The sequence below is a fragment of the Pedobacter nutrimenti genome (assembly GCF_032678445.1).
Lineage (GTDB): Bacteria > Bacteroidota > Bacteroidia > Sphingobacteriales > Sphingobacteriaceae > Pedobacter > Pedobacter nutrimenti_A.
Map to the genome: position 1 here is coordinate 251032 of NZ_JAVTSQ010000012.1, position 22173 is coordinate 273204.

The following is a 22173-nucleotide window of genomic DNA, read 5'->3' on the forward strand; positions in this document are numbered from 1 at the left end:
AATGAAAAAATATAATCTTATAATCAGAGCTAGCCTTATAGTATTACTCTTACATACACTTGGTTGTAAAAAAATAGACGATAAGTTTTTGGAAACAGCTCCCCAGACATTTTATACTACAGATAATGTCTTTTCCTCATCAGCCCAGATAGATCAGGCAATAGTGTCAATATATTCCCAACTGAGGGATATGTGGGCTAATCCAGATGAAAACAGCTGGACATTTGTATTTAGGGGTAACGGAACCGATATGTACGATATTCCCAGCATACGCAGATCAAGCAGTTTTAATAATTATGGCACTATTAATGCCAATAGCACCATTTTTTATCAGAATTACACAGCATGGTATCAGATTATCGCTAAAGCTAATTTAGCAATTTATAGCGCTGATCAACCTAATATAAATTTCGCAAGCCCAACCGCAAAAGCCAGTACCCTTGCACAGGCAAAATTTTTCAGGGCGTTTGCATACCGTAATTTAGCTGAACTTTTTGGAGGTGTACCTATTGTGACAGATGTTGCTAAAGCCGCCAGGTTTGATTATACGAGAACCACCCGTGTACAGACCTATCAGTTTGCAATTGATGAGTTACTCTCTATAGAAAAGGATGTCCCTGAACTCACCTCTTCAGGTGGCCGCATCGTGAAAGGGGTGGTTCAACATAATCTTTGCGAACTTTACCTGGCTATGGGCACGCAGATGGCAGCTGATGGTAATTCATCAGGGGCAACCCTCGCGTTTGCGAATTCGATTGCTTACGGAAATAAAGTTATTAACGGAGGTACTTATACGCTAATGAAAAACCGTTTTGGTGCCCGTAAAACAGAAACGCAGGGCAATGTGTACTGGGATTTATTCCAGGAAAACAATGTAAACTATCAAGATGGGAATACAGAATGTATCTGGGCACTGCAAATCGACTATGCTGCTTATAAAGCGGAAGATGGACGATCAAAACTGCCTTATTCAAGGATATACGGTCCCGTTTTTCGAAACGGCTCACCCGCCAATCTGGGAGGGGCTTTAGAAGACGTCGGTGGACGTGGGATTTCGCAGGTGATGCCCACTATGTATACCAGAGACAATATTTATCAGGGAGCTTACGCAAACGACATGAGAAATACCGAGATCGTCTTCAAAAGAACATTTATAGGCAATGTTCCAACTTCTCCTTATTATGGTATCCCAGTACCTTATAGCGTACTTTATGATAATAAGGATGATCAAAGCCTTAATTACCCAGTATCCTGTAAAATCGCAACGGACAAATATACAGGTCTTGCCGATGGAGAGAACCGTAGTAACCTATTCCGTGATGATTATTTTATCCGGCTCTCAGAAACGATTTTGCTAAGGGCAGAAGCTAAACAACGTAGCGGTGATAAAGCAGGTGCAGCAGCTGATGTTAATTTGCTACGCAGCCGGGCAAACTGTAGTTATCTCGTAGCCGCAGGAGATATGGATGACAACTTCAACACCATACTTGATGAAAGGGCGCGTGAATTGGTTTATGAAGAATGCCGTTGGAATACGTTGCTTCGGATGGGAGGAACCATAGCCGTTGACAGGATTCGTAAGTACGCCTATTGGCCCGAAGCACAGTCAACATTAACCTTTAGCTATAACCTATGGCCCATCCCGCAATTGGTAATTGATGCAAATAAAGATGTTAAACTGGCACAAAACCCCGGGTGGTAATTGAAAAGTTCCCCTATAGAAACCCAAATTATTAAAAAAGAAACCATCATTAATTTTACTTCAAGATTCGAAATGTTGAAATTAAACTTCATCGCTGTGTTGCTGGCCTGTAGTTTTGCAAGTGTAGCGCAAAATATAGATTACTCATTAGCTTCATCACCTGTAATTAACTATACTCAATTAGCCTTGGATTTTAAAAATCCACCGTCGGAATCCAAATTGAGATGCTACTGGTGGTGGCTGAACAGTATGGCTACTAAAGAATCCATTACAAGAGACCTGGAACAAATGAAAGCGAAGGGTTATGGCGGTGCTTCGCTAGTAGATGCAGGTAGTTCCAACTATTTGGTTGCGCATAAAACACAAGCCGGACCCATTTTTATGAGTCCGGCTTGGATGGAGCTTTACAAGCATGCCGTTAAAGAAGCTCAGCGTTTAGGATTAGAACTTAGTGTAAATGCACAAAGCGGATGGAATCCCGGAGGTCCAACCATAACACCAGAATTAGCTTTGAAAAAGCTGGTGTCTGCTGAAGTGAAAGTTACAGGAGGAAAGAGCATAGTGATGAAACTACCACAGCCTGATTCCCTGTTAATGTACAGAGACGTAACAGTACAGGCATTTAAAAGACCGGAAAGTGACAGTTTGGAGATAAGTAAACTAATTCAAAATTGGCGGATAAAAACCTTTAACAGCAGTTTTGGCATGATGGGAGTTTACCCCCTTAATAAATTACGTGATGAGTATGTGGGTAAACAGGTTTTAAATGGGATCCAAAAAAATGAAATCATTGATCTCAGCAATCATTATGAAAACGGGATTTTAAAATGGAATGCCCCTCCAGGAAATTGGGTAATTGTCCGCTATGGCTGGACTTGTACCGGAGCGAGAACATCTACCAACAGTGACGGATGGGAAGGACTTTCTTTAGATCACCTTAACCCTGATGCTTTTAAAAAGTTTAGTGGAGACGTAATTTTGCCATTGATTAATACAGCTCAGGCTGTGGGTAACAGCGTTCATTTTCTTCAAACAGATAGCTGGGAAATGGGTAATGTGGGCTGGACTAACAATTTTGCTGCTGAATTTAAAAAATTCCGAGGGTATGATATTTATCCATACCTTCCGGTATTGGCAGGGCATATGGTTGGCAGTGTGGAGGAATCAGATCGGTTCCTGCATGATTACCGCCAAACAATTGGCGATTGTATCCTCACTTATCATTATCAGCTTTTTACTGACCTGGCTCACGCAAACGGCATGGGGTTTCATCCAGAGTCAGGAGGCCCTCATTCGGCACCGGTAGACGCTTTAAAGGTAATGGCCATTAGCGATTTTCCACAAGGCGAATTTTGGGCCATGGCAAATACCCATAGAGTTAGTGATGCAGAAAGATTAGCCGTTAAGCAAAGCGCCTGTGTTGCACATACCAATGGCAAACGGTTTGTAGCTGCAGAGGGACCGACATCTATTGGTCCGCAATGGGAAGAGGCTCCCAAAGATTTGAAAAGTAACATCGACCGGGTTTTCTGTTCAGGGGTAAATAGGATTGTTTGGCATACTTTTACAAATTCACCAAAGGAATTTGGCCTTCCAGGCAATGAATACTTTGCAGGTACGCATCTTAATCCCAATGTAACCTGGTGGAAACATGCTGGAGATTTTATCTCGTATCTTAATCGTTGCAGCTACATGTTAGCACAAGGATTGTTTACTGCCGACGTACTTTATTATTACGGTAACGACGTTCCAAATTTTGTATTTCTTAAAGAAGATGTGAAAGATCTTGGCTTTGGGCACGATTGGGATAAATGCTCAAAAGACGCCATCATCAACCGGATGTCAGTGAAAGATCATCAAATCGTTTTTCCTGATGGAATGAGCTATAAAGTTTTAGTATTACCACAGGAAACCGCTATCGATCTTCAGGTGCTGCACAAGATAGAATCATTAGTGAAACAGGGTTTAGTGGTAGTTGGCCCAAAGCCATTAAGCGCTACAGGTTTAACACAATATCCGCAAAGTGATAAGGAAATTGAGTCCATCGCTTCAGCGATGTGGGGGTCAATCGATGGTGTAACTAAAACTGAAAATAATTACGGCAAAGGGAAAGTGATTTTTGGAAAAGATATTAATACTGTATTGGAAGAGTTAAAGGTAGGTCCAGATTTTTCATTTTCAAGTACTAACTCAAATACAGCCCTAGATTACATCCACCGCACCGGAGACCAGGCTGATATCTATTTTGTAGCAAACCGTTTCGGAAGGATCGGGACAAATGATTTTAAATACCGATACCTCACCACTTTGCCCGATCGATATGAACAGACAGAATGTAGATTTCGTGTCACCGGCATGGTTCCTGAAATTTGGGACCCGATGACAGGTAGAACTGAAGAGGTGTTAACCTATAAGGAAGAAGATGGCTATACCATTCTACCCTTGCACCTGGAACCCGATGGTTCACGGTTTGTAATTTTCAGAAAAGCCAAGGGAACACCTCATATTGTCAGTATTGAAAAAGATGGGAAATCGCTTTTCCCAGGAAACGAGTTTAAAGATGACAGGGGGGAATACATAGATTTAGAAAAGAAGGATCGCAGTATTTTAGCTACTATTTTTAAACCAGGTCAATACAAAATGGTTTGGAGCGATAGTCATATCAGCACAATTGATGCTAAACGCAAACTTAAAACAACTTTGATTTCCAATGGATGGAACATTCATTTTGATACCAAATGGGGCGGCCCCGATCAAATATACACAGATACCTTAAAATCCTGGACCTCATTTAAAGATGAAGGGATTAAGTATTATTCAGGCAGCGCAGTGTACACAAAAAAAATCACTATAAATGCAGGTCACTTAAAGCAAACAAAGGTCATCCTTGATCTGGGGAATGTACTAGATATGGCAGTTGTAAAGATAAATGGCCAAGTCTTGAAATTAGGGTGGGTTGCACCCTTTCAATTTGACATCAGCCAACATGTAAAAGCTGGTATTAACGAACTGGAAGTAGAGGTGACAAACCTTTGGCCAAATCGCTTGATCGGCGATGGTAAATTAGCAAGCGAAAAGCGCCTAACTAAAACCAACATTGTGAAATTTGACAACCCAAATGCGGAAACCTTCCTTCGCGAATCAGGCTTACTTGGCCCTGTAAAATTAATTTTTTTACCACAGGTTCTGACTACTGATAAATAACCTTATATCCATTATAATCAAATCAACTAATAGAAAAGAAATGATTTTCAAAAAAAGACAATTCAGTTCATATTTTATCATAGGTATAATAATTTTAACCATTTGCAATAACGCTTTTGCACAGAAAATCAGCCAATTTAATATCGCTCAATATGGTGCAATCGGAGATGGAAAAAAGCTTAATACCGAAGTTATCCAAAAAGTTATTGATATGGCAAATGAAAAGGGGGGAGGTAGGGTAATTATACCCGATGGTCGATTTTTATCTGGTACACTTCAGTTAAAAAGTAATGTCGAATTATACTTAGAAAAAAAGGCAGTATTGCTGGGAAGTACAAATCCTTTTGATTACAAAAAGATCCCTATGCCCGGGCTTCCGAAAAGCCCCAAAACAGATGATCACCCGCAAATGGCATTACTGGTTGCTTACAATGCAACAAATATATCTATTTCAGGTAAAGGACTGATAAATGGACAAGGAAGGGATCTTGCATTGAACGTTGATAGCCTCCATCAGAATGGTATTGTTGTCGATCCTCATTACTCTGTTGGAGCAAACAGGCCTAACGAAAAAATGAGGCCTAAATTGATCGGTTTTGCTGACTGTAAGAAAGTTAAATTAACCGGGGTAAGTTTTAAGAACTCAAGCTGCTGGGGTTTGACATTTGAGCTATGTGCCGATATGATATTAGACGGAATTAAGTTAACAAACCGTGCGTATTGGAATAACGACGGCATGGACATTACTGATTGTAAAAATGTAAAAATCACCAATTGTTATATCAATGCCGCCGATGATGGGATTTGTTTAAAATCATATTATCCTGGTCATTTTAACGATTCTATTTATGTCTCAAAATGTACCGTGATTTCAGGGGCCAGTGCGGTGAAATTTGGGACAGCATCATATGGCGGATTTAAAAATGTTTCGATCGAAAATATCAAAATTTTTGATACATTTCGTTCTGCCATTGCAATTGAATCTGTTGACGGCGGGATCATAGAAAATATTAAGGTTAATCATATTAGAGCAAAAAATACAGGTAATGCTATATTCATACGCCTCGGGCACCGTGATGGAGTTACCCCCGGAGTTGTCAAAAACATATACATGGGTGATATCAGAGTTGAGATACCTTTTCAACGTGCCGATATTAAATATGATATAAGGGCAGATGAACCTGGTTATCATAATCCTTTTCCTTCGTCCATAACAGGTATTCCAGGTTATAAAGTTCAAAATGTGGTTCTCGAAAATATCAGGATAACCTATCCTGGCAGAGCAACAAAAGGACAAGCCTATTTTGCATTAAGCAGAATTGGTAAAATTTCCGAAAAGATTCAGAATTATCCTGAATTTTCCATGTTTGGAGAACTTCCCGCCTGGGCACTTTATGTACGTCACGCGCAAGGTATTACTATGCGTAATGTTACTCTGAAATTAAAAAATGATGATTTTAGGCCAGCTTTAGTATTTGATGATGTAGATGGAGTTAGTCTTAATGAAATAAAATTGCCTAATCTTAATAAAAAAGAGATTTTTTTAAAGGATGTCCAAAATGTAAAAATCGATAATGCCTTAAATAGTAAAAAATAACATTAAGCATAGTTTTTACTACTTAAGCTCGCATTAGAAAGTGAGCCTAAAGGGATAGAGGAGTATCCTTTGCGTTCATGAGGCCTTATCGGTAATATTAATTAACGATAAGGCCCTTGTTGAATGCTTGTTAAAGCACATAGTTAAGCAGCCTCAAAGAAATTTGTATAGGTTAAATACGTATGCTGTTTAACGACTTATCAACCAGCGAACAGGATAGATAAGGATGGTTGATTCTGACATTGTAATTATCTTGGAGACAACTAATCAAATATAATGAACCGATCAATTTTTCTAATGATTCTCTTTGCGGTATGCCTTAGTAAAAATACCGCAACAGCTCAAAATGCTTTACTATCAGGCTTCAAAAAACCTCCAGCTTCAGCAAAGGCACGTACATGGTGGCATTGGATAAACGGCAATGTATCAAAGGAAGGTATTACAGCCGACCTTGAAGCGATGAAACGAGTAGGTATACAGGAAGCACAAATATTTAATGTTGATCAAGGATATCCTGAAGGACCGGCAACATTCTTAAGTCCAAAATGGCTCGAACTTTTCCAGTTCGCAGCTTCTGAAGCCAAGCGCTTAGGACTTGAACTTGGATTCAATAACGGTGCAGGCTGGTCCTCTAGCGGCGGCCCTTGGGTAAGCCCTGAAAATGCAATGCAAACAATTGTTTTTAGTCAAACCCAAGTTAAGGAGGGCAACAGGGTTCATCAAAAACTACCACAACCAACAACAAAACTTAATTACTATAAAGACATAGCAGTAATTGCTTTTCCAACACCAAAAGGAAATCAACGAATCGATGAGTTGGCTCTTAAAGCACTCACAGGAGATTCTTTCAGAACCCATATGGATCCCAGCGACAAAGTTGTAGAGCAATCTGCGATAATTGACAAAACAAAAATAATTGATCTGACATCAAAAATGTCAATTGATGGTACATTGAATTGGACAGCACCTGAAGGAGATTGGACAATTTTAAGATTTGGCCATACTGCAAACGGCACAGAGAACCGTCCCACTGGTTTAGGAGGAAAGGGGCTTGAAGTTAATAAAATGAGCCGTTCGGCAGTTGATGCCTATTGGGAGGGAGGGATAAAGCCGATTTTGGATAAATTAGGTCCACTTGTTGGATCTTCACTTACAAATTGCTTAATAGATAGTTATGAGGTTGGTTGCAATAATTGGACACCTGGATTTAGAGAGGATTTCAAAAAAAAGCGAAACTATGACTGCATACCTTTTTTACCAACATTAGCAGGTTATTATGTAGAAAGTGGAGAGGTTACTGAACGATTTCTTTGGGACTTCCGTAAAACAATTGGAGATCTCATTGCTGAAAATTACTATGGATACTTTAGTGAATTATGTCATAAAAAAGGAATGAAATTCTCAGTTGAACCCTATGGAGGCCCATTTGACTCCTTTAAAGCAGGAGCATCTGGGGATATCATTATGGGTGAGTTTTGGCTCGGAAAGAACGATTATCTGGAATCTACAAGACTAGCAGCATCCATCTCCCATCTGAAAGGCAATTCTATTGTTGGCTCCGAGTCCTTTACCAGCTTTGGAGGATGGCTTAACCACCCGGCAACCCTGAAAAAGAGAGGTGACTATGTATGGACCGAAGGAGTAAACCGTCTTATATTTCATACTTATGCGCATCAGCCGTGGAATATTGGCCCAGGGGTAACATTTCACATGTATGGTGTCGAAATGAGCCGTTTAAATACCTGGTGGGAACAGAGTTATGCCTATATGAATTATCTAGCGCGTTCACAGTTCTTACTTCAACAAGGGAAAAGTTCTGCAGATGTTTTGGTTTTTACAGGGGAATCTTCTCCAAATGATGCTATTTCACGATCTGACATTAAAGCACTGGGATATGATTATGATCAGATCGGGCCAGATCAATTGGCTTTTCTGACTGCAAAAAACGGTAAAATTTATACGCGTAATGGCTTATCATACCGCATGTTGGTACTTCCTGAAACAACATGGGCAACCCCGGAAGTGCTAATGAAAATTAAAGAACTTGTTCTTGCTGGTGCTGTCGTTAAAGGCACCAGGCCCACTAAATCACCAAGTCTTAATGGATATCCGGCATGCGATGAAAAAGTTGTCAGGCTAGCAAACGAGATATGGGACAACAAAATTTCAAGTAATGCATCAATAACTGATCTTTTTAAGAAGTTGGATCTCGCGCCTGATTTTTCGGGCGGACAGACTGGTGCTGATCTAAATTTCATCCACAGGATTAGTGGTAATAGCGATGATATTTATTTTGTTTCCAATCCCCAGATTGAAAGTCGCAAGGAAATATGTCAGTTTAGGGTTTCGGGTAAACAACCGCAGTTATGGAACCCAGAAACAGGAGAAGTTGAAGATATTTTAGTTTGGAAGAAAGGACCTGGTAACACAACCAGTATCCCAATCTCTTTCAATTCTCATGGAGCTGTTTTTGTGGTTTTCCGTAATACCAAGTCTATACCATCAAATCATATTACAAGTGAAAGGACTCTGATAGAGCATCTCCAACTAAAGCCCCTTCCTGATCTCCGGGTAATAAAAGCTGAGTATGGTACTTTCTTATCAGAAGGAATGGCTGATGTCACGGCGGCATTGGTTGAACGGATTGCTAAGAATGGAGTTCAATTTTCTGCTGATAATAGTCTTTCATCTGTTGACCCCGCTCCAGGATCAGTAAAAGAATTGCGCGTGGAATATGAATTAGGAGGCAAACCAAAGCAATTGCGTTTGGTAGAAAATGAAAAACAAGATATTAAGGTAAACAATGAAGAATTTCGATTAATCAGAGCAGTGTACGGGAAGTTTTCAAAAGAATTAAAAGGGATACCTACAAACTATTCGATATATGATGTTACAGCGAAAGTGAATGGTCTGGTTAGCTCAAATGTGCCTATGTTCACAGTCACGGATAGTATACTTGGAATAACTTCAGCAATGAATAATGTCAAAAGAGAACTTCGCTTGGTTTATTCGGCTGCTGGAGAAACACGCCATGTTTCAGTTCAAGGTGGAAATATAGTTCACCTTGAGCAGGATATTCCTAAACCTAGATTTGCTTACGAAAACGGAGTACCCACATGGATTACCCCATATTCCGGGAAAATAAGTTATACCATTGGTACTGGTTTAGCTAAAATAGTTGAAGTTAGTAAAGTGCCCAAGCCAATTGAGTTGTTTGGCCCCTGGGAGGTGAGTTTTCCTAAAAATCTAGGAGCACCTCCAGAAGCTACGTTTGAAAAACTGATCTCCTGGCCTCTATCTACCAACGAAGGTATACGTTACTTTTCCGGAACAGCAATTTATAAAAAGCAGTTTTCATTAACTCATGATGTAATCAGAACAGGCAATTCGCTGGAATTGGACCTCGGAAGCGTAGGTGTTATTGCAGAAGTTATTGTGAATGGAAAGAATTTAGGTATTCTTTGGAAAGCTCCATTTAGGGTTGACATTAGCAGCGTAGCCAGCATAGGCAAAAATGATCTCGAGATCCGTATTACCAACTTATGGCCAAATCGTTTGATAGGAGATGCGCATTATCCAGAAGATGTAAAAGGCAAGTACGGTATTCCAGATGCATGGCCAAACTGGCTAAAGGAGACTTCAAGCCGTAACTCAAAGCGAATTACATTTACTACTTGGAAGCATTGGGATGAAAACTCGCAGTTGCAACCATCCGGCTTGTTAGGGCCGGTAATATTACGAACCTATCAACATAAAAAGTTGTAAGGATTTGGATTAATGTAAATCTAACTACCATCAACTTACTAAGTTCATTTTTATAGCGCAGTAAGTTGATGATAGTTTTAGCTGATGTTAATAATATGCTTTCAGATACTTACTGGTCTGATCAGGCTTGTATTGATTTCTTACTCTCCATATCAATTCCTGTACATTGACAACTTCAAAGTCATTGGATAAATGATTGGTCAATAACTTAGCTGCACCTGCACCTTTCATATTTCCACCGCTTGCATTTTCTGCTGTTAAATCACTTGTCGATCCTAAATCTTTAAATGTGCTCCAGGCATGAACCGCAATTACAGAAAACGGAGATTTATCATCTGTTTTTAATTTACTGGCTACATAAGCAGGAGTGCCTTCAAATTGATGATTTTGTGAACCAAAATTCCAAAGAGAATACTTTACAGTAATAACAGGAATGTCATATCCTTGCTTGTTGGTTACCCAGTAGGTTTCACCATTGCCACCGGCATAGGGCGAATATTGCATAACAACAATTCCTTCTAACTGGTCGTTCGCATCCACAAAAGCCTTATAACCGGCCAAAGCATTTGCTGATTTAACATCTTTAGCCATCAGTCCCAAAACTTTTACACGGTGCTGGCGCATACTAGAAGCAACGCGTTTGGAAAGTTGTGCTAGCTGTTCAGATCTGTTGGCTCCGGATCCATAATTGTCTACGTACATATAACCACCACCTAGCGCCTCAATTAGGGTATAGTTTGGTTTCTGCTGACTAAAGATATTACTAAACTGTGCCGGTGCCATCATGTTTAAGTTAGAAACAGGCACACCAAATCCCATTTTCATATCATTAGCATATGGACTATTATAATAATCACGTACAAAATCATTCATCATCCATTGTATATTGTCCCCATCTGAAAGGTAGTAAGAAACGAATTTTTTCTTTTTGGACCAATCGATGAACTGGGGATTTACAATTTGCGCCAGTTTAGCCTCTTGTCTGCTTTTGTAAAGCAGAGAGGTCATCGACAAGTTATATATCCAGTCGCTGGGCACCCAGACATGTCCCAAAATAGAGGCTCTGTCTACAAACAGGGATTCATCTACTCCTTGTTCCCATCCATAAACCGGGGCTCCTGGATCCAGCGATTTTAAGATCTCATCTAGCAAATCAAGGTTCTGCCCACCAGAAGGTTGGTTAAACTTTTTATTAATGTTCAGTACAAATAGATTGTTTTTAATGGCAAAATCTCTTAATTCTCCGGTTTGTACCGGCATTACCACCAGTGCCTTTTTACTCACTTTATCTTTAAACTCTCTCCATGCATCAGCCGTACTTTTGCTTCTGGCATCGTAAGTCATTTTATACCCGGCAGCATCATACTTTGCTTTATCTCTGACATCAACGATAATGGAATTATAAATTGAGGAGGCAACAGACGCCACCATGTTACTTTCCGGGTTATTCGTTACATCTGTTAATATATAACCACTGAAAAGATCCTTTATCTGGATATGAACACCATCCGAACTTCCATAGGTATTGCGTGCAAGTTCGATACCACTTTGTCCGCCCTGTTCTGAAATGCCCATGTTTTTAAGCGCCTGCTTTGATAAAGTATAAGATTCACTACCTCCGTGATCCTGCATCCAGACACCAATTTCGCTGCGACCTTCCTCAACGGCCTTATTGGTTAATCCGGCAATAGACTGACTTAACAGGTGATATTGCAACCCTCTTATTTCTTCTGTTTCACCGATATTATTTCGGTTTCCAACAGTGATTACTTCAACCAAGGACCAGTATTTTTTTGGTTTTTTGGTCATCTCCGGAAGGTTATATTGACCTTGATCGCTAATTGGGTCATATAAACTATTATAGAGAATAGGTTTAGTGTCGTTAAGACCCTGATTGATCTCTGGACTTTTATATTTACTGCACCCGCTCAGGCACATGGAAATCAAAGTGAAAAAAGACAATAACGATATTTTATTTGTTAGCATAATTGTAAGATTAATAACCATTATTTTGTGCAATTCCTGATAATTTATTTAGTTCGTCCTGAGGGATCGGACGTACTAAATGGTTGTTGTTGATATTATTGTACTGCTGAACGAAAGGGTTGTAAGCTTTAGCCCTTTCAATTAATGTATGACTTCGTTTCAGATCAAACCACCGGTCATGATCTCCAAAAAGTTCTCTCGCTCTTTCATCCATGATCACATTAATATTTAAAGAATTCAATTGCATGAATTGTACATAGCTTGCATCATCCTTGGCAGCCCTTTGTCTGATTGCATTTACGCGCTCCAATGCTAAACCCTGATTGCCTGCACCCAAATAGGCTTCTGCAGCCAGAAGATAAGTATCCGCTAAGCGGAAAACCACATCTTCACGTGTCCCAAGGCCGCCCCATTCCATTTTAGTGTCTTTAAATTTTTGCACGATAGGCATACGATCTATTCCATCATTTAAAATAGCAAGCGAGGTAGACTGCGGATACCAGTTATAGTTGCCTCCGTTTTTGAAAGGATAAAATTTCTGGGCTCCGTTGCTTATTCCAGATTGATCATTCCACCTTGGAAAATAAATACCAAGCGCTCCAAAATTTGTATTTGCAGGGTTATTAACATAGAATTCTCTTTTAAAAGTAGCATCATAGCGAGTGTCAATGTCGGGATTCGTAAATAGCTCATGCGCTTTTGGGATCACCCAATATTGCCTTTGCATTGAAGAATAATCCAGTTGATTCCTTATAAACATGCCAGGTTCAAGCGCCGTAATGTTGAAGCCAAAAAGGCTCTGCTGAGGATTTCCTGATCCATTGAAATTTTTATCTGTACCATACTGGATGGCCCAAATCACTTCGGGATTATTTTGTTTGGTCTCATCATAAGCATCTTTATAATTCTTAGAGAGATAAAAAGCTGACTTTCCTTGTGAAATTACCTCATCCAGATTGGATGCTGCATTGGTAAAGTCTGTTGGTTGTGCGAAAGGTTTATATGCCCTGGTTAGATAAATTTTTCCAAGTAAATGGGTAACTGCAGCATTATTAAGCCTACCTGCTTCAGTACTGGTCAGTGGTAATTGTCCTTTTATGGCCACCAATTCTGAAATCATAAAAGTATAAATCGCCTGCTCAGGAGTCCTGGTTGCTGTTTCAATGACCTCTGTTTGTTCTTTATCATAAAAAGGTACCGGCCCAAATGTTTCCACCAGGTAGTAATAAGCCAAAACTCTTAAAAAGCGGCCTTGTGCGGTTATCTTATTATAATCACCTCCAGCTATTGCCGGGGTACAGCGGCTGAGCAGGGTATTGGATTCCTGAACAATCTTATACAGATTTTTCCAATAGCCACCCACAACAGGTGCTGTTGAGTTGAAGGTTTTATCATAACCATTGAACATCTTTTCTACTGGTCCCTCACCAATTGCCATATATAGATCCGTCCCGTAATATTGAAGTTCACTGGTATTAAACACACCTCTGTATTGAGCATAGATGTCTACCAGTAATTTTTCCTGTCCTTCTTTCGTATTGTAAAACTTATCAGTTATAATGGAAGGCGTTTCAGGATCTATAAATTTTTTGCATCCCCCAAAAGATATGGTTAACAGTATTGCGAACTGGGATACGAAAAACAAATTAAATAGTTTTTTCATGTTTTTTAGCTTAGAATGAAACATTAAGGCCGAAATTGAATGTCAAAGGATACAAAGACATTTGGGTATATACATTTTCACCAATGATCTCCGGATCAGGGCCTTTGTAGGCTGAAAATGTAAATGGATTTAAGACAGCCGTATATATACGCACCTGCTTTAAACCAACTTTTTTCTTCAATTTTTCCGAAAGTGAATAACCAAGAGTAATGTTCTGGATTTTTAGAAAGCTACCGGATATCTTTCCCAGTACCTGGGTATAATAAGACTGGGCACCAATTTCCGGATACTCATTGCTTTTGTTTTCCGGAGTCCAATATTTCACATTTAACTTATTCCATTGTTCATTGTCCCATGCCGTAAACATATAAGTGAAATCGTCGTTGTACAAGCCCCCATAACGACCATACATAAAAATGGAAAGATCCCAGTTCTTATAAGTGAAAGTATTGGTAAGTCCTCCAGTAAAGTCTGGGGAAGGAGTGCCCAATACTTTATAATCCCGTTCGTCAATCAATCCGTCGTTATTTAGATCGCGAACATGAATATGGCCTGGAGATTGTCCGTATTTCAAGGCTTCTGCACGCTCATATTCCTGCCAGATTCCTACCTTTTCAAAATCATAAATCACATTGATTGGCTTACCAATGAACCATCTGTTCGCCAAATCGTCTTTTCCATTCCCATACAGCTCTTTAATTTTATTCCTGTTTAAAGAAAATGTAAGATTGGTCTTCCAGTTAAATGACGATGTATTTAGATTAACTGTATTAATGCCCAACTCAATTCCCTTATTTCCAGTGCTACCTATATTTCTAAGTACGGTATTGAAACCGTTTACACCTGCTATGGATTGCTTAAAGATCAGGTCTTTTGTAACCCGGCTGTAAGCATCAAAAGTCATGGTTATCCTGTTTTTGAATAACCCAAGGTCCAGTCCAGCGTTCCACTCAGAAGTCATTTCCCATTTCAATTTATCATTTCCCTTAGCATCACCTAAGCCAAATCCATTGGTTCCTTTTTGCCCAAATACATATTTTGCTAAATTTAATTTGCTGAATGCAACATCATAATCTATATTGTTATTGCCGCTTTTCCCCCAACTCAATCTTAATTTGAGATCACTTATTGTGTTCTGCTTTTTCATAAATTCTTCTTCACTGATTCGCCAGCCAAGAGCCATGGAAGGCATAAACCCCCATTGGTTATCAACAGATAGCCTTGATGAGCCATCTACCCGGCCAGTTGCTGTAAATAGATACCTGTCTTTATAAGTGTAATTTGCACGTGCCATGTAAGAAATCATAGACGATTCCCAATAGTAACTGCTTACATCAGTAATCTCTTCTGCTGTTTGAATGGCATGCCAGTCAGATTCATAAGGCAAGCCTTTTCCACGCATTTGAGAACCTTTATGTGTTTCTTTTTGTAAACTGAATAATCCAACTAAATTTAATTTATGATCTTTTTCAAAGGTTTTATTATAAGTGGCAAGGTTATCCCATACATAGTTTAAATTCATCCCATCTTTTCGAAAAGCCTCTGGGTCTATAATTCCCATTTTTGATTGCGTTTGTTTACCGATCCATTCACCGTATACATTATTATCATACTGCATGGAGAGCTGAGATTTAAGCGTTAGAGATTTAATAGGATTACCTTCAATAAAAGCAGAAATATTACTGTAACGGACTTCGTTGATTTTTTTGTTATTTTCGATCTGAACAAATGGATTTATTTTACTTGAAGTTGGTTGAACTTCAAATACATATTGCCCGTCAGCTCCATATGGACTTACTACAGGAGGAAGGAAATAAGCGTTGAGCAAGGCATCATCTGCACCCTGGTTGATCTTGTTTAAAGAGAAGTAATTGTTTATCCCAATTTTTAAGCGGTCAGAGAATCGATGTTCAAGGCCTAGGTTTGCAGTGATTCTTCCAAAGTTTTCATTGCCGACCATACCAGCATCATTGGTATAACCAAAGCCAAAAGAATAAGAAGTTTTTTCTGAGTTTCCCGAAACGTTAATGGTATGGTTATTACTGATCCCAACCTTGGAGATCTCTCTTAGCCAATCATAATATTCTGAATGTTTAATTCGTCTTTTTTCGTCATCGGTAAAAAAGTCAGTTCTTCCCAAAGATGATTCCCCATACTTTTTCTTCCACAAGGCGATCTTATAATTGATATATTCGAGCCCATTTCCCTCATTACCCAGCATGTCCGGAATCCGGATAGGTGTCTTTGCAGAAACCGTCGCACTGTATTCAATTGAAAAACCAGCTTTTTTATTGGCTCCTTTAGTGGTAATTAGAACAACCCCATTTGCACCCCTTGATCCATAGATAGCAGATGAAGAAGCATCTTTTAGAATGTCAATGGATTCTATATCTGCGCTATTGAGGTGTCTGATTCCTGAGTAAGACGGTACCCCATCGATTACATAGAGCGGTTCGTTGGAAAAATTAAAAGAATTGGTTCCCCTGATCTGAACACTCATATCTGTTCCAGGTCGGTTACTGCTTTTCGTGACCAAAACACCGCTTACCCTGCCATTTAACGCTTCAGTTGCGTTGGTGGCTAGAGACTGAACAAGTTCTTTGTTGCTGATGCTCTGTATCGATCCGGTAAGGTCTTTCTTCGTTGTCGTTCCGTAACCATATACAACCACATCATTCAAAACATTTTGATCGGGATCTAGAACTACGCTTAACGCAGAGTTATTAGTTATCACAAGTGATTTTGTCTGATAACCTGTATAACTGACAGTAATTGATTTTCCTCTAGGCACACTAAGTTCAAAATCTCCATTCTCATTTGCTGTAGTACCTTTTTTTGTATCTGTTATGTAAACTGATGCACCGGCCAGTGGATATCCATCGGCCCCCCGGACATTACCTTTGATTTGTATATCCGTATTTTGTGCCAGTAGAGCTAAAGGGATTTGTATCAGTATAAACAATATCCCAGTATAGAACTGTAATGTTTTCTTCATAATTATTTATGATCTAAGCTTATTAATTAACTTTTTTCCATTTATAGACGCCCACCAATTTTGCGCTGTGTTTACCTGTTTTATCCGGAATGTTGCCTGCATTCGCAGGTACAGTAGTGAAATCCCAGGCACAGATTAAATTAGGCTCATTTCCGGTAACCTCTTTTTGCATGAGGTCTTTAACCTCCTGTGCAGACTTCGCTGCACTCCATAGCCTGAATTTTTTCATATAGCCAGTCATATTTCTATTGTTATCCTCCGGTTCCATAAAAGCCCACATTTTCAGGTTCCGGGTATTTGGCTGATATTGCTGTAGTACACCACTACCATCTTTTACGTCGTTCGTTTTACTGAAAAACAAATTCCCGTTTACATACATTTTCAGCTGATCACTTGCCGCACTGCCATCATAAACCGTAACGATGTGGTTCCACTGCCCATAATTTGTAGGATAAGCAGATCCCCATTCAAAAACTCGATCTGCCTGAGGGCCTACACCAAGAGTAGTACGTAAATTCGATCCTGAAAAATTAACCATCCAGCCTTGTTTTATCCCTTTACCATCATTACTGAATGTGGCAATGAAATCGCCGATTGCGAATTCGAAAAATCCTGCATCATATTTTAGCCAGCTTTCCACCGTAAAGCTATTGGAGCCCCCATAAGCTGATGATTCACCGAAATCGATATATCCTTTTTTGTCAATACCATTAACAAGCAGCTCTGCCGGGGTTCCCGGTTGCAAGGTGATCTGGTAGGAGGCCTGGAAAGAATTGATGGCCTTTGTTGCCGCCACACAATAAGTGTTCACCTCGTAAGGCAGTACTAATATGCCTGCCTTAGCTTTAGATAGTCCTTCTTTAAGAGCAAGGATTGCCGAGGATAACTCATCAGCATTTGATTTGGGAAAGGTACCGTCTACATCGCCAATTTTAGCGGTGTCTATCATATGCTGCATAATGTCCAGCTGACTAGATAGACAGGAAAAATCAAGATCAATTTTTTCAGGGTTATCCCGCTTGCAGGAGAAGATCATCAACGCAAGTAAGAGAAGACCGAAGTTTCTCATCATAAAAATCATGTTCATACATTTTTGGTTTTAATCATTTAGCATAAGTGTGCTTATCTTGCTACTAAATGGATTTAGTTTTAATTTGGTTAATGTGTTGTCAGGAAATTTAACGCAGCAAAACTACCCCCGATAGGTTATTTCACGGGTTAGTTTAAGGGTTAACTGGATTTTTTTTTGAAATTCTTCAATAGCCGTTCGGCCTATCGTTAAGGAGTGCGCTATAAGTATTAGAATATTGTTCATTCATAACCCGGGCATACTCTTTTGTAAAAGACAGATATTGTCTTTTCGCATCATCTTTAAGTCCAAGTTTCTCTAAAGAAGCAATCAGATAATAAAGTGCAATTTCGCTCAGTGGATCACTGATCAGACAAATTTTAGCCATCCGTAGCGTGATCTCAAATTCAGATTGGAGATACCGTGTTTCTAAAGCTTTATAGAGTTCGGTTAAGATTTGTTTCTCTGTTTTTTCTTTCATCAAATCAAACATTGGATAGTTCAAATGAAGCAGAAATTTACCTCTTTCTAATAGAGTACACAGTACATCAAGGGTATATTCTTCCTTTTTTAACAAGTTGAGGAACATCAGAAAATCACAAAAATAATCTTTATCAAACAAGAGTTTAAAAACACCTTTTTCATAAATCAGCTCAATTCCATCTAAATTGGATAGTGTTTTACGTAGTTGATTGATTGTTACACCCCTTATATTTTTGGTTTGCAAGTGTTCTTTTTCCGGCCATAAAGCTTCACTTAGTTGCTGTGAACTGATTCCATTTTTTGGGGTATTGAGCAATATGAGCAAGAATGCCTGTTTTATTTTTGTGCCAAACTGGTGACTGATGTCCACGCCGTTGCGGTCATTAATCCTGAAAATCCCAAAAATAAAAATTGCGTTCGGATTTTCTTCAGCAGCAACTTTATCTTCCAGAACAACGGTTGAACCTGTTTTTCCTTTTCCAAGCGATGTTGGTTTATTAGATAAATTGCCTGGCTTCCTTTTATATGCAAAGAAGTAATAAGCTCCTGAGGAAACCAGTAAGATAATTGCTCCAAAGATATAGATCAGGTCGTTACCTGATGAGCTAGTTATAGGATAAAGATCAAGCTGGGTTTTTTGAATAGGGGGAAAGGATAGTGCGTATATGGTAAACTTTGAACGTACTTCCTCTTTGTCAAATTCCTGCACTATACAATATAACTCGTTTAATTCTTCATTTAAAAAAAGGTTGGCATTTGTTTTTATTTTTTCAGACAAAATTGGAATTTGGTCTCCCATTTTGACAGCTGATCCATCTGCAATCCCTACGCGATAGAGTTGTAATTTAGAATTTGGCAGATACTCAGGGTAACATAACATGTAGAAATACTTGTTGGAATTGGTCACTAAATTTCGAACAGGCACCATATTTCCTTCAGGCCATTTGATCTCCCAGTTCTTCCGCATCTTAAGCGTGTTCAGATTTAAAGTATGGAGATCGTAATAATAGCGCCTGCCTATGGTATGGTCGCCGCTTTCATTACCCATCCCACCATAGATATATAAATTATCCTGTTTGGTGTTGTAAAATGATGAAGTAAAATAACGGGGCTCAATTTTTGAACCACTGATAGCTAAGGTATCCCATACTCCAGCTTTTAGGTCGAAAGCAAGCACCTTATTGCTGTAACGCTGATTTCCAAAACCTCCGGTAATGATGTACCTGTTTCTTTGCTCGTCTACAAAGCCAGTATGGTGATGAAGCTGCATCACAACAGTTGATCTACTTACTGATTTACTGGAAAAATCATTTAAATCAACAGAGGCCATTGTACATGCATTCCTGGGAAGATTATTTACCTCGTAAACATATAATCTATTTTGATACAGAAAGCTATTTCCCAGCTGTATTTTAACTGGCAATGGATTTTTATAAGAAGTTTTTCTCAATGTCCGGGATAAGAGATCAAAAAGAGTTAACGTATCTTGATTAAACAGTAAGATCTGCTGTTGTTTTACATCAAAATTTGAACCCGCAATTGTTTTTGAAGAAAGGCTTAGAATTTTTTTCCAATGGTAAGCGTCATTAATAAGCCAAATAGGCTCAGTTACCTTTCCCATTACTTTTCCACTGACATCATGAACATCACTTCCTTTACTTTCATTTAAAGGAAAAGCATATTTCTGAACGCCGGTACTGACCGTTAAATCCTTTATAGAAAAATCTGGCACATCAACTACATAATCCGACTTGCCGAAATGAATATCAGGAAAAAACTCAACTGGCAAATGAGAGATCTGTCTGCTTTGCCTCTTATCTAATATTCCCAATGTTACAGATTTGCCCTGAGAATTGAATGCCAATTTAACATCGAACCATTTGCCATGACGTAGACTGTTTTTTGTTAGCCGGATTGTGATGAGGTTATCCTTTCCTTCTTCGTTAAGTTTAAACTCCTGAATACCCTGGTCATCTTGTCTATAGATGAGATTATAAGTTAGATTTTGTTTTTCAAGATGGATACGAAGAATATTTCCAAAACTCTTGGCCTGGTTAATTGCCGTTTTGAAATTAATGGAAATTTCCTTGGTAACACGTATTTGTACTTTGGAAAATACAGCATAAGAGGTTCTTAATTCAATTGGTGCGTTATTGCCATTGAATTTTAAACCCTGGGCCAGGCATTGATAAGAAAAAAATGGGAAAAGTATTATGGCAAAGATTGTCTTCATATCCTTTATTTCAAAGAAGATGTATGATTAGTACGACTCTTCTATGAAGAAGCAAATCTAATAATATTAAGTTGATAACTAAAGAACAGGAATAGCTCAGGCTCTAAAAATTATCACCATCAGCGTCAGTGCATATGTTTTTTAGAGTGGGTTGATTCCCGGAATGAATCAAAAAATTGTCAAATCATCCAGATAAATTGACAGATCGTTTATTTTGAAGCCTTGAAGTTTATTTATTCTTTGCTGTTTATAGCTGTCACCAAATACACAGCGAAAGCAATGAACAATACAGTCACGTGAAAAAACTGGAGAGATACCGAATTAAATGATTTTGTCATGTATTTTTATTTACCGAATTTTCTTGGATAATAGGCAAAGCCCAACATAAAATATTGTTGTAAAATATTTACCGAACCCTGGGTGATAGAATTATTAAAACCATAATTGGTAAGGCCTGTATTCTGGTGTAGAATATCCAGAGCCGACAATTTTAGTTCGCCCACGTTGCCTTTAAGCAATTTGTAGTTAACCGAAGCATTCCATATAGTGAAGTTTTTAAGTTCAGCTTTGTTATAGCTGTTTTTGGTGTAAATAACATTACTTCCTATCGTTAATTGGGATGTACAGTTGATTTTCAAGCTTATTGCCGATTGGGTAACGAGACTGGAAAGGTTAATTGCATCGGCGCTACTCTTGGAATAATGGTTGTAAATTTGTTTTCTAACAAGATTTAAATCCAGCCAACTCTTATAGGTATAATTTATCCCAGGATTGTAGGATAAAGAAACATTATTAAAATAGGTAAGAAGTCCGTTAATAAGATTGGGTGATCTTTGAATGGTTGCAACTGGCGCTACGCTAAATTGTATTTGATTATTTGTCCATTTAAACGCTTTCTTAATTTCTGCAGACCCGCTCAGATAATGGTAACCATCTGCATTCACTGTAGAATAGACGGTGCGACCCAAATTGTCTATGATACTGCTAGTGGTGAAATAATTTTTGACATAGCCGCCACTTAAGCTTGCCGACCAGCTTAGAATGTTGCCACTCCTTTCACTAGTATGTTTAAACAAAAAAGTCAGATCGCGAGTATCCTGCTCCTTCAAATGCAAATTTCCTTTTTGTATTAGATTTAGGTTAACGCTATCTATAAGAGGAGCCAGCTGTTGCACAGTAGGAAATTGAGCGGAGGTACTGAAAAGCATGCTGATACTGTTAGTGTCATTCAGAGTTGCCAACGATTATCATTTTTTATATCAACCGGGTATGAATAACTTAAATTATAGTTTTCTGGATGCCTCAATTAAGTACAAGCTAAATGTTTCTAAAATTGATTTAGAGTTACAGGCCACTAATATTGGTAATGTAAGTGCTTATCAGGAAATAGTAATTTCAGACCTAACTAAACAAATCAGTAATTATACTTTACCGGGAAGGCAAATTTTATTCAAGATCAATTTTATTTTGTGATGG

The 22173-nt window shown here is 38.8% G+C and carries 11 protein-coding genes; 5 read left to right on the forward strand and 6 right to left on the reverse strand.

Annotated features, from left to right (window positions below; genetic code table 11):
* Position 1 precedes the first annotated feature (1 nt).
* The 4 genes from R2S08_RS22425 (at position 2) to R2S08_RS22440 (ending at position 10268) form a co-directional block, all read left to right on the forward strand.
* Complete coding sequence (locus tag R2S08_RS22425; protein ID WP_316837237.1) at positions 2-1702, forward strand: RagB/SusD family nutrient uptake outer membrane protein; 1701 nt, start codon at positions 2-4, stop codon at positions 1700-1702.
* On the forward strand, positions 1703-4906 hold the full coding sequence (locus R2S08_RS22430) for a glycosyl hydrolase (RefSeq protein ID WP_316837238.1): 3204 nt from the start codon (positions 1703-1705) through the stop codon (positions 4904-4906). It begins immediately after the preceding gene.
* A gap of 40 nt (positions 4907-4946) precedes the next feature.
* Positions 4947-6503 carry a glycoside hydrolase family 28 protein gene (locus R2S08_RS22435; RefSeq protein ID WP_316837239.1) on the forward strand — a complete coding sequence of 519 codons (1557 nt, stop codon included), beginning with the start codon at positions 4947-4949 and terminating at the stop codon, positions 6501-6503.
* A gap of 276 nt (positions 6504-6779) precedes the next feature.
* Positions 6780-10268, forward strand: a complete 3489-nt coding sequence (locus tag R2S08_RS22440) for a glycosyl hydrolase (RefSeq protein WP_316837240.1) — start codon at positions 6780-6782, stop codon at positions 10266-10268.
* Positions 10269-10355: 87 nt separating this feature from the next.
* Here R2S08_RS22440 and R2S08_RS22445 read toward each other — a convergent pair whose 3' ends face one another.
* From R2S08_RS22445 to R2S08_RS22470, 6 genes are all read right to left on the reverse strand, one after another.
* Positions 10356-12254, reverse strand: a complete 1899-nt coding sequence (locus tag R2S08_RS22445) for a GxGYxYP domain-containing protein (RefSeq protein ID WP_316837241.1) — start codon at positions 12252-12254, stop codon at positions 10356-10358.
* A gap of 10 nt (positions 12255-12264) precedes the next feature.
* On the reverse strand, positions 12265-13917 hold the full coding sequence (locus tag R2S08_RS22450) for a RagB/SusD family nutrient uptake outer membrane protein (protein WP_316837242.1): 1653 nt from the start codon (positions 13915-13917) through the stop codon (positions 12265-12267).
* A gap of 10 nt (positions 13918-13927) precedes the next feature.
* Positions 13928-16912, reverse strand: coding sequence for a TonB-dependent receptor (locus R2S08_RS22455; protein WP_316837243.1), 2985 nt, complete (start codon positions 16910-16912; stop codon positions 13928-13930).
* 22 nt (positions 16913-16934) lie between these two features.
* Entirely contained in the window at positions 16935-17999 is a 1065-nt protein-coding gene (locus R2S08_RS22460) for a LamG domain-containing protein (RefSeq protein ID WP_316837244.1), read from the reverse strand.
* 169 nt (positions 18000-18168) lie between these two features.
* On the reverse strand, positions 18169-20697 hold the full coding sequence (locus R2S08_RS22465) for a kelch repeat-containing protein (RefSeq protein WP_316837245.1): 2529 nt from the start codon (positions 20695-20697) through the stop codon (positions 18169-18171).
* Between the two features lie 344 nt (positions 20698-21041).
* Entirely contained in the window at positions 21042-21905 is an 864-nt protein-coding gene (locus R2S08_RS22470) for a hypothetical protein (RefSeq protein ID WP_316837246.1), read from the reverse strand.
* Between the two features lie 61 nt (positions 21906-21966).
* Between R2S08_RS22470 and R2S08_RS22475 the strand changes: the two genes are divergently transcribed.
* Entirely contained in the window at positions 21967-22170 is a 204-nt protein-coding gene (locus tag R2S08_RS22475; protein ID WP_316837247.1) for a hypothetical protein, read from the forward strand.
* Positions 22171-22173: the final 3 nt, after the last annotated feature.

Bases quoted from the DNA above. Each gene is read 5' to 3' on its own strand.
- R2S08_RS22435 (WP_316837239.1), top strand. From the start codon at position 4,947: ATGATTTTCAAAAAAAGACAATTCAGTTCATATTTTATCATAGGTATA.
- R2S08_RS22445 (WP_316837241.1), bottom strand. From the start codon at position 12,254: ATGCTAACAAATAAAATATCGTTATTGTCTTTTTTCACTTTGATTTCC.
- R2S08_RS22440 (WP_316837240.1), top strand. From the start codon at position 6,780: ATGAACCGATCAATTTTTCTAATGATTCTCTTTGCGGTATGCCTTAGT.
- R2S08_RS22465 (WP_316837245.1), bottom strand. From the start codon at position 20,697: ATGAAGACAATCTTTGCCATAATACTTTTCCCATTTTTTTCTTATCAA.
- R2S08_RS22425 (WP_316837237.1), top strand. From the start codon at position 2: ATGAAAAAATATAATCTTATAATCAGAGCTAGCCTTATAGTATTACTC.
- R2S08_RS22470 (WP_316837246.1), bottom strand. From the start codon at position 21,905: ATGCTTTTCAGTACCTCCGCTCAATTTCCTACTGTGCAACAGCTGGCT.
- R2S08_RS22460 (WP_316837244.1), bottom strand. From the start codon at position 17,999: ATGAACATGATTTTTATGATGAGAAACTTCGGTCTTCTCTTACTTGCG.
- R2S08_RS22475 (WP_316837247.1), top strand. From the start codon at position 21,967: ATGAATAACTTAAATTATAGTTTTCTGGATGCCTCAATTAAGTACAAG.
- R2S08_RS22455 (WP_316837243.1), bottom strand. From the start codon at position 16,912: ATGAAGAAAACATTACAGTTCTATACTGGGATATTGTTTATACTGATA.
- R2S08_RS22450 (WP_316837242.1), bottom strand. From the start codon at position 13,917: ATGAAAAAACTATTTAATTTGTTTTTCGTATCCCAGTTCGCAATACTG.